This is a genomic window from Bacteroides sp. 11BF (assembly GCF_019633765.1).
Lineage (GTDB): Bacteria > Bacteroidota > Bacteroidia > Bacteroidales > Bacteroidaceae > Bacteroides > Bacteroides hominis.
In genome coordinates, this window is sequence record NZ_JAFKPJ010000004.1 from 232,412 (window position 1) to 246,946 (window position 14,535).

The 14,535-nt window shown below is 46.7% G+C and carries 11 protein-coding genes; 8 read left to right on the plus strand and 3 right to left on the minus strand.

Features of this window, described 5'->3' with window-relative positions; translation table 11 throughout:
* From JZY04_RS05875 to JZY04_RS05885, 3 genes are all read left to right on the plus strand, one after another.
* Positions 1-2,370: a DUF4906 domain-containing protein gene (locus JZY04_RS05875; RefSeq protein ID WP_220577420.1), complete on the plus strand. Its 2,370-nt coding sequence runs from the start codon at positions 1-3 to the stop codon at positions 2,368-2,370.
* An 89-nt stretch (positions 2,371-2,459) separates the two neighbouring features.
* Complete coding sequence (locus JZY04_RS05880) at positions 2,460-4,031, plus strand: ATP-binding protein (protein WP_122141733.1); 1,572 nt, start codon at positions 2,460-2,462, stop codon at positions 4,029-4,031.
* Between the two features lie 283 nt (positions 4,032-4,314).
* On the plus strand, positions 4,315-6,651 hold the full coding sequence (locus JZY04_RS05885; RefSeq protein WP_255584427.1) for a DUF4906 domain-containing protein: 2,337 nt from the start codon (positions 4,315-4,317) through the stop codon (positions 6,649-6,651).
* 127 nt (positions 6,652-6,778) lie between these two features.
* Here the strand turns inward: JZY04_RS05885 and JZY04_RS05890 are convergent, their stop codons facing one another.
* Positions 6,779-7,183 carry a DUF2721 domain-containing protein gene (locus JZY04_RS05890; protein WP_005806973.1) on the minus strand — a complete coding sequence of 135 codons (405 nt, stop codon included), beginning with the start codon at positions 7,181-7,183 and terminating at the stop codon, positions 6,779-6,781.
* 47 nt (positions 7,184-7,230) lie between these two features.
* Complete coding sequence (kbl, locus tag JZY04_RS05895; protein WP_005806971.1) at positions 7,231-8,418, minus strand: glycine C-acetyltransferase; 1,188 nt, start codon at positions 8,416-8,418, stop codon at positions 7,231-7,233.
* Between the two features lie 136 nt (positions 8,419-8,554).
* Here kbl and JZY04_RS05900 point away from each other — a divergent pair, with 136 nt between their 5' ends.
* From JZY04_RS05900 to JZY04_RS05920, 5 genes are all read left to right on the plus strand, one after another.
* Positions 8,555-9,508, plus strand: a complete 954-nt coding sequence (locus tag JZY04_RS05900; RefSeq protein ID WP_005780013.1) for an NAD-dependent epimerase/dehydratase family protein — start codon at positions 8,555-8,557, stop codon at positions 9,506-9,508.
* Between the two features lie 95 nt (positions 9,509-9,603).
* Positions 9,604-10,458: a DUF4348 domain-containing protein gene (locus JZY04_RS05905; protein ID WP_122141834.1), complete on the plus strand. Its 855-nt coding sequence runs from the start codon at positions 9,604-9,606 to the stop codon at positions 10,456-10,458.
* 18 nt (positions 10,459-10,476) lie between these two features.
* Complete coding sequence (gene murB, locus JZY04_RS05910) at positions 10,477-11,475, plus strand: UDP-N-acetylmuramate dehydrogenase (protein ID WP_032530492.1); 999 nt, start codon at positions 10,477-10,479, stop codon at positions 11,473-11,475.
* Position 11,476: 1 nt separating this feature from the next.
* Positions 11,477-12,235 carry an MBL fold metallo-hydrolase gene (locus JZY04_RS05915; protein ID WP_022011891.1) on the plus strand — a complete coding sequence of 253 codons (759 nt, stop codon included), beginning with the start codon at positions 11,477-11,479 and terminating at the stop codon, positions 12,233-12,235.
* 92 nt (positions 12,236-12,327) lie between these two features.
* Positions 12,328-13,965 carry a hypothetical protein gene (locus JZY04_RS05920; RefSeq protein WP_005806963.1) on the plus strand — a complete coding sequence of 546 codons (1,638 nt, stop codon included), beginning with the start codon at positions 12,328-12,330 and terminating at the stop codon, positions 13,963-13,965.
* Positions 13,966-14,043: 78 nt separating this feature from the next.
* Here the strand turns inward: JZY04_RS05920 and JZY04_RS05925 are convergent, their stop codons facing one another.
* The gene (locus tag JZY04_RS05925; protein ID WP_005780004.1) at positions 14,044-14,418 is read right to left on the minus strand and encodes a DUF3127 domain-containing protein; all 375 of its coding nucleotides are present in this window, start codon (positions 14,416-14,418) and stop codon (positions 14,044-14,046) included.
* Positions 14,419-14,535 lie beyond the last annotated feature (117 nt).

The window sequence follows — 14,535 nt, forward strand, 5'->3', positions numbered from 1 at the left end:
ATGAAACAGACTTGGAAGAATAAATGGTTAATGCTCTTGGGAGGAGTGATCCTTTTGGGAGGGTTGAGTGGATGTGAGGACCGGACGGAAGAGGCGGTGGTTCCTTCGGCGGATGGTGAAGAGGTGACGGTATCGATGGTCTTCGGCTTTGCCGAAGATTCAAGTGATAATGATCCTCAACGGCTCGCCTCAACGGCTCGCCTCAACGGCTCGCCTCAACGGCTCGCCGTTAATAGCAGCAAAGCTGCTTTTGATGTGAACCTTTCGTCAGGAACGATGACTCGTGGCGGGACAAGCGTTCCGGATCAGTTATATAACCTGGAGATACGTCAGTATGACTCGAAAGGAGGTTATAAAAACGGGAAGGACTATGGCAATGTATTGCTTGGGCAACATCTGGAGGTCACTTTAAGCGCGCTGACGGACTGCCAGTTGGTGATTGTGGCACGTGGCAACGGGGGCGCGATAGCTGCTTTGGATGGTAAATCTTTGGAGCAGGTGCAGAAGATGGACGTAAGCTCGTCTGTGATAAATGCTATTGATCCTTCGAATAGTGAAGATATGAAGAAGATGCCTTATGTGCTCCATCTGGAGCATGTGAATGTGGTGCAGGTGGATGGAGAGTATTTGATTCAGAGTCCGGAGGGGAGCTATGATACCCGTCTGCTGCTGAAGCGTCTGGCTGCCCGGCTGACCGTAAACTGGAACTATGGCGTGAAAGATTATAAGCTAAGGCAACTGCTGGTTCAGAGCGTCCCGCTGAACTATTCGGTAGTGGACAAGGCGGAAAATGACGGAACGTACCCCTTGCTGGTATCGCAGTTCACTACGCTTGAAGTGCCTGTGACAGATACTAATGCGGCAGCGGGAACCTATTCATGCTGGGTGCCGGCCAATGCGCGAGGAGAGAGTGCGGCAGCAAGTTCGGACCCGCTGCGTACGAAGGCGAATGCTCCTACGGGAAGTGCATATCTGGACTTTGTGGCGGTAAACAACACGGATGTGAAGAAGAAGTTGCGCTACCGGGTTTATATTGGTTCGGGAGATCCGATGGACTTCAACCTGTATCGGAACAAGGAATATGTCTATACGGTCAACTTTAACCATGCGGATATTCCTACAACCGATAAACGTGTGACGTACGTCGATCCTATTCCCGCTTCGGAAAAAAACGGCAATGTGCTTCCTACGGCAAACTGTTTTATGGTGTCGCCGGGTGGTGCGTTCTGTTTCGATCCGTTCGCGTTTCAGCAGGGCAAGAACTCTATAACGAACAGTGTCCTGGCCGGTTGGTGCACGGGCGGTGTAGGTATCCGTTCGGTACGCCTGCTTTGGCAGACAAAGGAAAACGGGGATCTGGGAGATGTGGTGATGGGAATTGCCAACTCGGACGATGACCATACGAATATTGTGGATATAAAAGACAGGAACGGGAAAGACTTGACCGCGCCTGCTACAGGGATAGGACAATGCCTGGTTTATTGCCGGGTAGCTGCCAATACTTCGGGAGGGAGCGGTGTGATAGCGGCCTATGACGCGGAAGACGGGAAAGGGAATATTCTCTGGAGCTGGCATGTGTGGGTGACGGATTACCAACCGGATGTGACGGGAACCGAAACGGTGTTGACACCGGAGAATAAAAGAAAGTTCAAGTTGGGAGGATCGGCCACCGTGATGATGGACCGGAACCTGGGAGCCTATGACGGGGCGGTTTCTGTCCCCGGTACGATTCTGGAAAGGTCGCGTACCAGCGGTTTCCATTATCAGAAAGGCCGTAAGGATCCTTTCCCGAGTAGTTATACGACAGAAGAATTGCCGGAGGTATATAAGTTTACGTTGAGTGCGACTTCGCCTCCCAAACACATTATGAACCGTTACGAGGCAAATGGAATACGTGCGATCGTTCCGCCATCGATCGGTACTGGTGCAACCACCTTGAAGAATGCTTATCAGCATCCGGTATCCATGGCAGGAAATACGGTAAACAGTGGTAACGGGCAGTGGTGTACGGAGTATGGCAGTGTGCAATGGGCGGTCACGAAGACGGTACACGATCCTTGCCCGGCGGGATGGCGGATGCCACAAGGGGCGGACTTGGACATACTGAAGGGCTATAATAGCAGCATTCCGTCCGATGCGAAGGCGAAGGGAGGGGTGTTGCTGAAATATGATGATACGGAGAACCGTACTTATTTAAGGTTTACCGGGTATCCGCCTGCAATCACGCAGTTGAATTATGTAGGTACGGATGGATACATTAATGCGATGGAGCACGTTAGGGTAATGTCGGTCAATGCAAGATCGAATAGCATTTCGGTATCGGGAATGCAGGATTATGATGCGCATACGACTCGATGTGTGCAGGAATAAGATAATATTTCGTTCTTTGACATACTGGAATAACGGAAAACAATTAGTATCTTTGCGTGTAGTAGCAATGATATAAAAACAGAGGCGATATGGATATATGTAATACGATGTCCCGTAAACTTCCGATTGGGATACAGAGTTTTGAGAAACTTCGTACCGGAGGGTATCTCTATGTAGATAAAACGGAATTGGTTTACCGGCTGGCGAAGGCGGGGGTCCCCTGTTTCCTGAGCCGTCCTCGGAGGTTTGGCAAGAGCTTGTTGCTCTCTACGCTGGAAGCTTACTTTCTGGGAAAGAAAGACTTGTTCAAGGGGCTTGCCATTGAGCGGTTGGAGCAGGACTGGCTTGTGTATCCGGTGATGCACCTCAGCCTGAATGCAGAGAAATATGACAGTAACGAGCGCTTGGCCAATCTGCTTGAAAGCCAGCTTGAAGCGTGGGAGGCGGAATACGGGGTGACAGAGATTAACCGGAGTTACTCGATTCGTTTTATGACCGTCATCCGCCGTGCCTATGAACAGACAGGCAGGCGTGTAGTGGTGCTGGTAGACGAATATGACAAGCCGATGCTTCGCTCGTTTGATAATCCGGAACTGCAACGTGACTTTCGTGAGACGTTGATGGCGTTTTATACTGTATTGAAGGATGCCGATGCTTATTTGCAGCTGGTCTTTATCACGGGAGTGACCAAGTTTGCTCAAATGGGTATTTTCAGTAATCTGAACCAATTGCAGGACATCAGTCTGCATCCGGCCTATACTACTTTGTGTGGTATGACCCGTGCGGAAATAGAAGCCGTTTTTGCTCCGGAACTTCAATCTCTTGCCCGGGGCAACGGATTGACGTATGAAGAGGCGATGGATAAGCTTGGGCGGCAATATGACGGTTATCATTTTAATTACCGTAACTGGGAAGGTATGTTCAATCCTTTCAGTGTACTGAATACTTTCTCGACCGGTCTGTTTGAGAACGCTTGGTTTGCGAGCGGTACTCCTACGTTTCTGGCTGAAATGTTGCGTAAGACGGACTTTGACCTGCGTGACCTGGATGGTATTGAAGTGAGCTCGGCTTCATTGAGCGACGACCGCGCCGATATACATAATCCGGTTCCGATGATTTATCAGAGTGGTTATCTTACCATCAAGAAGTATGATCCGCAATTCGGGTTGTATACGCTTGGTTTCCCCAACGAAGAGGTGAAGTATGGCTTCCTTAACTTTGTGGCTCCTTTTTATACTCCGGTGGCTTCTACGGATACGGCTTTTTATATAGGTAAGTTTGTCCGGGAGCTGACAAGTGGTGATGTGGAGGCTTTTCTTGAACGCCTGCGTTGCTTTTTCGCTGATTTCCCTTATGAGTTGAATACAAAGACAGAACGTCATTATCAGGTGGTATTTTATCTTGTATTCAAGTTGATGGGACAATTTACGGAGGCAGAGGTTCGTTCTGCCCGGGGGCGTGCGGATGCTGTGGTGAAAACAGCTGATTATACATATGTTTTTGAATTCAAACTGGACGGCAGTGCCGAGGCGGCTTTACAACAGATTGAGGAAAAAGGGTATTCGTTCCCTTACGGGGCTGATGGCAGGAAACTGGTAAAGGTTGGTGTTTCGTTCGATGCGGAACAGCGTAATTTAGGGGAATGGCTGATAGTTGAGTAGGCAGGGCTGACAGGACAATATAGTTTTCCGTCCCGCTTTGTGTATCTGGAGATGCACAAGGCGGGACGGACTGTTTTCCGGGGTTTCGGGATTAGACAGTAATTTAAAAATAATGATATGAAACAGAGACTGAAAAACAAATGGTGGATGCTGTTGGGACTAATGGTACTGAACGGCGGATTGAGCGGATGTGAGGACCGAACGGAAGAGCCGGTGGTTCCTCCGGCGGATGGTGAAGAGGTGACGGTATCGATGGTCTTCGGCTTTGCCGAAGATTCAAGTGATGATGAATCCTCAACGGCTCGCCTCAACGGCTCGCCTCAACGGCTCGCCTCAACGGCTCGCCTCAACGGCTCGCCTCAACGGCTCGCCTCAACGGCTCGCCGTTGAAAGCAGCAAAGCTGCTTTTGATGTGAAACGATCATTAAAGGCGGTGACTCGTGCTTCGACAGACGTACCCGACCAGTTATATAATTTGGAAATCTACCAGTATGATGGGCAAACAAAGGCCCGTTTGAATGGAGGAGCATACGGTGATGTAAAGATCGGTCAGAGTTTTAACGTGACATTAACTCCTAAGAATGGCTGTCAATTGCTGTTAGTGGCGCGGGGTAATGGAAATGCCATAGCTACACTGAGTAATAACAAATCTTTATCGGATGTGCAGGCGATGGAGGTAGATGCGTCGGTGATCAATGCGATTGATCCTTCGAATAGTGAAGATATGAAGAAGATGCCTTATGTACTCTATCTGGAGCATGTGAATGTGGCGCAAGTAGATGGTGAGTATGTGATTCAGAGTCCGGAGGGGAGTTATGATACCCGCCTGTTGCTGAAACGCCTGGCTGCACGGCTGACGGTGAGCTGGAACTACAACGTGAGCGGATATACTTTGAAACAACTGTTGCTCCAGAGTGTCCCGTTAAACTATGCGGTTATCCCTACCCCCGATAGTGAGGGAAATTATCCTTCTATCCTGGATCAGTTTACTACTTTGCAGATAAAAGATGTGGCACAAAGCGGAAGTTACTCTTGCTGGGTACCGACCAATATGCGCGGAGAGAAACCGGCAGCGAACTCTGAAACCCAACGGACAAAAGAGAATGCTCCTAAAGGAAGTTCTTTCTTTAACTTTGTCGCGGTGAGCGATCAGGATGCAAAAGTTAAACTGGACTATCGTGTTTATATCGGCGGGAGGCAGTCGACGAATTTCGACATTAAGAGCAATGCGAATTATGATTATACGGTGAACTTTGCACATAGCGGTATCCCGACAAGTGATAAACGGGTGACCTATATCAACCCTGTACCCGCTTCGGAAAATAATGAAAACTTTGTACCTACGGCCAATTGCTTTATGGTATCCGCCGGAGGCGGCTTCTGCTTTGATCCTCTGGCATACCAACAGAATGGAGATCCGGATAAAACGAACGATGTATTGAAAGGTTGGTGTGAGGCTTCCGGAGGAATCACTACGATGAAACTGCTCTGGCAGACCAAAGAGGATGGAGACATCGGTGAGCCGGTAATGGGAATCGTAACTTCGGAGGATGACCATACGAACATCGTGGATTTGAAACGGACAGATGGAACCGATCCGACGTTGTATCCGGTGAAGAATAAAGGGGAAGCCCGTGTTTATTGCCGTGTGGCTCCGGGAACTACCGGTGGTAGCGGGGTGATTGCCGCTTATGGTGCGGATGGTAAGATACTCTGGAGCTGGCATGTGTGGGTGACGGACTACCGCCCGGACGCGACAGGTGATGCGGATGTGCAAGAGCCGTTGACTAAAAGAAAACTGAAATTTACATATGGCAATCATGGAAACCAGTTACCGATGATGGATCGTAATCTGGGGGCTATGGCCGGATATGCCGGCGTGCCGCCGTCGGATGTGGAGAAGTTTAAGACACATGGATTCCATTATCAATGGGGAAGGAAAGATCCGTATCCGAGCAGTTATTCGAATAAGCTGATCACGAAAGTGAATCTCCCTACTCTGATGGCTAAACCGATTGTGGGAATATTAAGCTTATATAAGCCGGATGGAGTCACTTTTCAGCCTTTTGATCCGGCTGTAAATGCTCAGGCGACTTATCGGACGGCTTACCAGAATCCGTTGAACATATATAAAAGGAAAGATGTGAATAAATGGATTGATAATTCTGAGGATTATAATGCCTACAAAAATATCTGGAATACTCCGAAGACGGTTCATGATCCGTGCCCCGCCGGATGGCGTGTAGCGCTGATTGAAAACTACCTTTCGTTATTTTCTAATAAAGATCAAACTGTCGTAAGTGGTAATGCCTCTGTAAATGTGAAGAATCTGAATAGCTTAGCGGCAGATGGAGGGATGATACTGACTTATGATGCGGATGGGCAGCAGAGTACCTATATACGGTTTACGGGATACTATTTTATGAACACTGAGTTTAACTATATTGGACAGTATGCGCTTATCTGGTGTGGAAGTACGTTAGTGCCAGATAAAACTGCAGGTAGTTCTGTGAGATATTTTAAGGTAATAAATGATTCGAAAAATCCTGGTAGTATTGTGTATGGTGGACATGAACGTGAAGCGATTCCCCTACGTTGCATTCAGGAGCGGGCTGACTGACCGGTATGGATTGATAAAGTTATAAACGATCTGTTGTTTTGTTTGTGAAAGTTCCGCTTGCTTCCGGTGGGGAGGAGCGGAACTTTATTTATGTGGCTCCTATGGGCGTGGTGTAGAAAAGTAATTTTTAATGTTTTAGTTTTCCTTCCATTGTGCTCAGGTAGATGTCCAAGGCACGAGTCGATATCTGTATCTCACGGAGAGAAACGCCTAAAGAGGCGATTAACAGAAGCAGTGCGAGTCCGAAAATATAGATGGAAAGCAGGAACAACCCGATGTAGATAAGAAACATGGTAACTACGCAGAAGAATAGGCTGGCAATGCCGAACACCTGCATCATGCGGGTCAGGTTGAGGCGTTTGCGCAGATTCTCAATTTGAGCTACATTGATATCAGAGGGATCTTCCATATAACGGTCGCGAAGAGTGCGTACCAATTGGGCATACGAGAGAAAACGGTTGGTGTATGCCAAAAGAATAAGTGAAACGGCTGAAAATAGCAGCGCGGGTGTCGTGAGTGTAAGTTCTTCCATTGTTATCATACTTTTATATACAATAACAATGGAAGAGAAATAAAGGTTTACTTCAGTACACCTAATTCTTTACCTACTTTGATGAATGCAGCGATACATTTATCGAGGTGTTCTTTCTCGTGACCGGCTGAAATCTGTACACGGATACGTGCCTGGTCTTTCGGAACTACCGGATAGTAGAAACCTGTTACATAAATACCTTCTTCCTGCATGCGGGCTGCATAAACCTGTGACAGTTTGGCATCGTACAGCATCACGGCACAGATAGCACTCTGAGTCGGTTTGATGTCAAATCCGGCTGCGGTCATCTTGTCGCGGAAGTAGTTTACGTTTTCTACCAGTTTGTCATGGATTTCGTTGCTTTCTTTCAGCATCTTGAATACTTCGAGGCTGGCACCGATAATACCCGGAGCAAGTGAGTTTGAGAACAGGTACGGACGGCTGCGCTGGCGAAGCAGGTCGATGATCTCTTTGCGGCCGGTTGTGAATCCGCCCAAAGCACCACCAAAGGCTTTACCCAGAGTTCCGGTGTAGATATCTACACGTCCGTAAGTGTTGTACTGTTCGCTTACTCCATGACCGGTTGCACCAACTACACCGGCAGAGTGAGATTCGTCTACCATCACCAGGGCATCGTACTTCTCGGCCAGATCACAGATTTTGTCCATTGGAGCTACATTACCGTCCATTGAGAATACGCCGTCGGTAACGATAATGCGGAAACGCTGGGCTTGTGCTTCCTGCAGGCAACGTTCCAGATCGGCCATGTCTGCATTGGCATAACGATAGCGTTTTGCCTTGCAAAGACGTACTCCGTCGATGATAGAAGCGTGGTTCAGTGAGTCGGAGATGATGGCATCTTCGTCGGTGAACAACGGTTCGAACACACCGCCGTTGGCATCAAAGCAAGCCGCGTACAAAATAGTGTCTTCGGTTTTGAAATAGTCTGAAATTGCGGCTTCCAGCTCCTTATGTATATCTTGAGTTCCGCAGATGAAACGTACAGAAGACATACCGTATCCACGACGGTCCATCATCTTCTTTGCACCTTCGATCAGGCGGGGATGGTTAGACAATCCAAGGTAGTTGTTGGCACAGAAATTCAGTACTTCCTTGCCTTTAACAGTGATAGCAGCTTGTTGTGCACTTTCGATTAAGCGTTCCTCTTTGTAGAGGCCTGCTTCTTTAATTTCAGCAATCGTGTTGCTGAGGTGTTCTTTCATTTTACCGTACATAGTGTTTGGGGTTTTAGTTTCTTTTGCAAAGGACACAATTTTTCTTGGAATAAACAACATATATTTGGTATAAAAATGAAAAAAAAGTGCTTACTTTGCGCACCATTTAGCTTAATACACCTTATTAGTAAAGATAATGAAAAATATTTTGGTAATTGGAGCAACCGGCCAGATTGGTTCGGAGCTCACGATGGAACTACGTAAACGCTACGGAAACACACATGTAGTAGCAGGTTATATTCACGGGGCAGAACCCAAAGGGGAATTGAAAGAATCCGGTCCGTCGGCGGTAGTCGATGTAACAGATCAGGAGATGATCGCCTCTGTAGTGAAGGAGTATAATATCGACACAATCTACAACCTGGCAGCCCTGCTGTCTGTTGTGGCCGAATCGAAGCCCAAACTGGCTTGGAAAATCGGTATCGACGGATTATGGAATGTACTCGAAGTGGCCCGCGAAAACAAATGCGCCGTGTTCACTCCGAGTTCGATCGGTTCGTTTGGCGAAAGCACACCTCACGTGCAGACACCGCAGGATACCATTCAGCGTCCGCGCACTATGTATGGTATCAGCAAGGTAACCACGGAGTTGCTGAGCGACTATTATTTTAATAAGTATGGCGTAGATACACGTGCCGTGCGTTTCCCGGGAATCATTTCGAATGTGACACCTCCGGGAGGTGGTACGACTGACTACGCAGTAGACATCTACTACTCTGCCGTAAAAGGAGAGAAGTTTATCTGTCCGATTCCGGAAGGAACACTGATGGATATGATGTATATGCCGGATGCGCTGAACGCAGCTATCTCGCTGATGGAAGCTGATCCGACGAAACTGGTACACCGTAATGCTTTCAACATCGCTTCTATGAGCTTTGCACCCGAAACAATTTATGCTGCCATCAAGAAACATGTTCCTGACTTTGAAATGGAATATAAGGTAGACCCGCTGAAACAGCGCATCGCCAACAGCTGGCCTGACAGTATGGATGATTCTTGTGCCCGCGAAGAGTGGGGCTGGAAACCGGCTTACGATTTGGAAAGTATGACAGTAGATATGCTTGAAAAACTAAGAGCTAAATTAAAATAATGTGATGATATAGGCCCATGTGCCCGCCGGAATAATGAAATGGTTTTGAAAACCGGTTGGCACATGGGAATATCGACACATTGCTAACTATTAAAATGAAAACAATAATGGCGGGAGTCACCGTCCTGGTGTTGTTTACCGCATGTGGAAACAATAAAAAGACTGACGCTGACCCCTTTGCATCTATTACACATCTGGTAGATTCGGCTATGGTGAACAAAGCCGACTCCATTGATAAAGAGAAGGCTTCGGACGAACCTAAACCGATTGAAGCTGACGAATCGTTTGACGACTTTATCTATAACTTTGCTTCTGATGACGCTCTGCAAAGGCAGCGCGTAGTGTTTCCGTTGCCCTACTACAACGGAGAACGGGCTTCAAAAATTGATAAGAAGTACTGGAAGCACGATGACTTGTTTACTAAACAGAGTTATTATACCTTGCTCTTCGACCGGGAAGAGGACATGGACATGGTAGGGGATACTTCACTCACTTCCGTTCAGGTGGAATGGATTTTCATCAAGAAACGAATGGTGAAGAAATATTATTTTGAAAGAATTAAAGGGGCGTGGATGCTTGAAGCAATCAATCTGCGTCCGATTGAGAAAAGCGAGAACGAGGATTTCGTCGAATTCTATGGGCACTTTGCAACAGACAGTATCTTCCAGAGTCACCGAATCCGGCAGCCGCTTGCGTTTGTTACCACTGATCCGGATGACGATTTCTCAATACTCGAAACTACACTTGACTTGAACCAGTGGTTTGCCTTTAAGCCGGTATTGCCTACTGATAAGCTTTCGAATATTAATTACGGACAGCAGAATGATGACAATACTTCACGCAAGATATTGGCATTGAAAGGTATTGGCAACGGGTTCTCCAATATCCTCTATTTTCAGCGCAAAGACAGCGGATGGGAACTGTATAAGTTTGAGGATACAAGTATTTAGTGATTGCTTTTTATGATTATGGAACAAAAATACTCTCTTTTATCACATAACACTTTTGGCATCGATGTGTCCGCAGCTCGTTTTTTGGAGTACGCTTCAGTGGATGAATTGCATCGGTTGATTGATTCAGGACAAGTGACTTCTCCTTATTTGCACATTGGGGGGGGCAGTAACCTGCTGTTTACTAAAGATTACGAAGGTACTGTTTTACACTCGCGTATCGAAGGAGTAGAGGTGGCGGACGAAACGGATGATGAAATTGTCGTTCGTGTAGGTGCAGGTGTAGTCTGGGACGACTTTGTGGATTATTGCGTGAAGCATAATTGGTACGGTGCGGAAAACCTCTCCCTGATTCCCGGAGAAGTGGGAGCCAGTGCGGTGCAGAATATCGGAGCTTATGGGGTTGAGGTAAAAGATCTGATTGTGCGGGTGGAGACCTTGAACATTGAGGGGAAAGAACGTGTTTATGATATTTCGGAGTGTGGATATTCCTATCGAGACAGTATCTTTAAGCGTCCTGCAAATAAGAGTGTTTTTGTCACTTATGTCAGCTTTAAGTTAAGTAAGAAGGAATATTATACGTTGGATTACGGTACTATCCGCCGGGAATTGGAGAAGTATCCTACGGTGACATTGGAGACCGTGCGCCGGGTGATTATCGCCATCCGTGAGGAAAAATTGCCGGATCCCCGGGTGATGGGTAATGCGGGAAGTTTCTTTATGAATCCGATTGTGTCCCGCATCAAATTTGAAGCGTTGCAAGAAGAATATCCACATATGCCTTTTTACGAAATAGATGCCGATCGGATAAAGATTCCTGCCGGTTGGATGATTGATCAGTGTGGCTGGAAAGGTAAAGCTTTGGGACCGGCAGCGGTACATGATAAGCAAGCGCTGGTACTGGTGAATCGCGGAGGAGCCAGAGGCGCGGATGTTATAGCACTTTCGGATGCAGTACGCGCTTCGGTTAGAGAGAAGTTTGGAATAGATATTCATCCGGAGGTGAATTTTATCTGAAATGAAAATAAGAATACTTGGTAGCGGGACTTCTACCGGAGTGCCCGAGATTGGATGCACTTGTGCGGTTTGCACTTCAAAAGATCCGAGAGATCATCGTCTTCGTACCTCGGCGTTGGTGCAGACCGGGGATGCTACTTTATTGCTGGACTGCGGTCCGGATTTCAGGGAACAGATGTTACATGTCCCGTTTGGTAAAATTGATGCCGTATTGATTTCCCACGAACATTATGACCATGTGGGAGGTTTGGATGACTTACGTCCTTTCTGTCGTTTCGGAGAGGTACCTATTTATGCCGAAACGTATACGGCTGAGCGTTTGCGTAGCCGGATGCCTTATTGCTTTGTGGAACATACTTATCCGGGAGTTCCGAATATTCCTTTGCGTGAGATTGAACCCAATCGTCCGTTTCTTGTTAATCATACCGAAGTGCTACCCTTGAGGGTGATGCACGGCAAACTGCCCATTCTGGGATATCGGATCGGAAAGCTCGGATATATTACTGATATGCTAACCATGCCCGATGAATCGTTTGAGCAGTTACAAGGGGTAGATGTGCTGGTGATGAATGCATTGCGTGTAGCGCCACACAACACCCATCAAAGCCTTTCTGAAGCGCTGGAGGCTGTGAAACGCATTGGGGCAAAGGAAACCTGGTTTATTCACATGAGTCATCATATCGGACTTCAGGCAGATGTGGAAAAACTACTTCCTCCGCATGTGCATTTTGCATTCGACGGGCTTGAAATAGAATGTTAGTGATTTATGCTTAATAATTCTTTCTTTAAGTATATTTTGTTTTATTTGGAGAATTTATTATTTTTGCAGTGAGCCGATAAACAACGAACGCCATGAAACTCCGTACGATAGTGAAAATAGCCGTAATCTCGTCTGTTGTACTACTGTGTACAGGCTTTGCTATGTTTTCTTTTTTCAGATTATCGGCGGTTGAGGGGCGTAAAGACTTTAATCTTTATACGCTTGTTCCGCGCTCGGCCACTGTGGTTCTCGAAACGGATGATCTTGCCGGGATGATACAGAGTATCAATGAACTGAGCTGTAGCAAAGATCAGCATTTCCTTTATATTTCCAAATTATTTTCTTATTTGAAACTCCATCTTTATACATTGTTGGAAGATACGCCTCACGGGTTGAGTAAACAGATGAATAAGGTGTTGCTGAGTTTTCATGAGCCGGATAATGACCGCAACCAGGTGTTGTATTGCAGTTTGGGAAATGGTGACTATGAGTTAGTGGAGAAATTTATACGTAAATACTGTTCAAGCAGTTTCCCATCAAAACTGTTTGATTATAAAGGGGAGGAGATACGTATCTATCCGATGCCGGATGATAGCTTTTTAGCTTGCTACTTCACTTCCGATTTTTTGGCGGTGAGCTATCAGAAGAAGCTGATAGAACAAGTGATCGACGCACGTTTGTCGAAAAAGTCTTTGCTGACCGACAGCTCTTTTGTAAAAGTGCATGAAGACAAGCGTGCCCGTGTAGCGGCTACTATTTATGCTCGTATGCAACCCCTGAGTATGGGCAAGGCTACCGATGGGATTCGTTCGTGTACACAATTGGGGGGATGGACCGAATTTGATATGAAAATGAACGGGGATGCCATTTACTTTTCTGGAGTCAGTCATGATACTGATACCTGTATGACTTTTATGAACGTGCTTCGGCAACAACAACCTGTAGAAGACTTTCCGGGAGACATCCTGCCGGCTTCTACTTTCTTTTTCAATAAACGGTCGGTGACGGATATGCAGGCGATGCTTGACTTTACTGCCCGGCAGGAATATACAACATCAACCTATTCAGACTATATCAGGGACCGGGACGGAGAACTGCTTGCATTCCTCAAGGATAATGCCGGAGGCGAACTTGTGACCTGCCTGTTCCATTCGGCGGACACTCTTGCGAATCCTTGTGCGGTGATGACTATTCCCTTGAAGGATGTCCAGCAGGCTGAGCGGGTGTTGCAAGGAGTACTCCGGAGTGCTCCGAAAGAAGTGGACGGCCCTCCGAAGCCACGTACTACTTTCTGTAAAACGCCTTCAAGAGCTTATACGCTTTATGTGTTGCCACGTAATACATTGTTTACGCAATTGACCGGAATTACGGAATCTGCCTTATATGTCTATGCTTGTTTCTATGGAGAGAGACTGATTTTGGCTCCGGATGCGGAGAGTCTTGCCACATATGTCCGTTGCCTGGATAAAAAAGAAATTCTGAACGATACTCCCGGATACGAGGAAGCGGTAGTAAATCTTTCTCCGTCATATAACTTTATGATGGTGGCTGACTTGGGAGAAACCTTTTCCCAGCCGGAGAACTACGTCAGGTTGATACCTGCATTTTTCTTTCGCAATCAGGAGTTCTTCCGTCATTTTATTCTTTCTGCACAGTTTACCTGTACTGACGGAGTTGTCTATCCTAATGTGGTTTTGATTTATAAAGGTGATTCTGACGATGTTTCCTGACTACGGTAAGAGACACAAAACCCCGAAAGAAATTGGATAGCTTTCGGGGTTTTGTGTCTTATACCAAGGCATGTTTGCTTAGAAAGGCAAGTCGTCTTTTGCATCACCGGCAATGAATTCCGGTGCTGAAGATGGTGCCGGAGGAGGAACCGGAGCTCCCGGAGTCATGGGTGCGCCTGCGCCTACACGCTCTACTTTCCATGCACGGATACTGTTGAACCAACGATCCTGCCATTGACGTGCATCGATATCGAATGATACGGTCAACTCTTCACCCATCTGGATGTTGAATTGTTCTATTTTGTCTGCTCCGAAGATGTCGAAACACATTTTCTTTGGATATTGATCATGATTTTCGATTACATACTCCTGAGCCTTCCATTCGTTGCCGCTTGTCTTAGAAACTCCACCTCTGGGCTGGAGTATAGCGATAATTTTTCCTGTAAATTCCATTGCGATAATTTTAAATTGTGCGGCGAAGTTACAATTTTTTAGGGATATCCGACGAATATTCTCCTGTTTTTTCTTCTCTTTTATTGTGCTGCCTCGATCTTTTTTGTAACTTTGTGC

Excerpts from the sequence above, each read along its gene's own strand:
- JZY04_RS05875 (WP_220577420.1), top strand. The coding sequence starts at position 1 with ATGAAACAGACTTGGAAGAATAAATGGTTAATGCTCTTGGGAGGAGTG.
- JZY04_RS05880 (WP_122141733.1), top strand. The coding sequence starts at position 2,460 with ATGGATATATGTAATACGATGTCCCGTAAACTTCCGATTGGGATACAG.
- JZY04_RS05885 (WP_255584427.1), top strand. The coding sequence starts at position 4,315 with ATGATGAATCCTCAACGGCTCGCCTCAACGGCTCGCCTCAACGGCTCG.
- JZY04_RS05890 (WP_005806973.1), bottom strand. The coding sequence starts at position 7,183 with ATGGAAGAACTTACACTCACGACACCCGCGCTGCTATTTTCAGCCGTT.
- kbl (WP_005806971.1), bottom strand. The coding sequence starts at position 8,418 with ATGTACGGTAAAATGAAAGAACACCTCAGCAACACGATTGCTGAAATT.
- JZY04_RS05900 (WP_005780013.1), top strand. The coding sequence starts at position 8,555 with ATGAAAAATATTTTGGTAATTGGAGCAACCGGCCAGATTGGTTCGGAG.
- JZY04_RS05905 (WP_122141834.1), top strand. The coding sequence starts at position 9,604 with ATGAAAACAATAATGGCGGGAGTCACCGTCCTGGTGTTGTTTACCGCA.
- murB (WP_032530492.1), top strand. The coding sequence starts at position 10,477 with ATGGAACAAAAATACTCTCTTTTATCACATAACACTTTTGGCATCGAT.
- JZY04_RS05915 (WP_022011891.1), top strand. The coding sequence starts at position 11,477 with ATGAAAATAAGAATACTTGGTAGCGGGACTTCTACCGGAGTGCCCGAG.
- JZY04_RS05920 (WP_005806963.1), top strand. The coding sequence starts at position 12,328 with ATGAAACTCCGTACGATAGTGAAAATAGCCGTAATCTCGTCTGTTGTA.
- JZY04_RS05925 (WP_005780004.1), bottom strand. The coding sequence starts at position 14,418 with ATGGAATTTACAGGAAAAATTATCGCTATACTCCAGCCCAGAGGTGGA.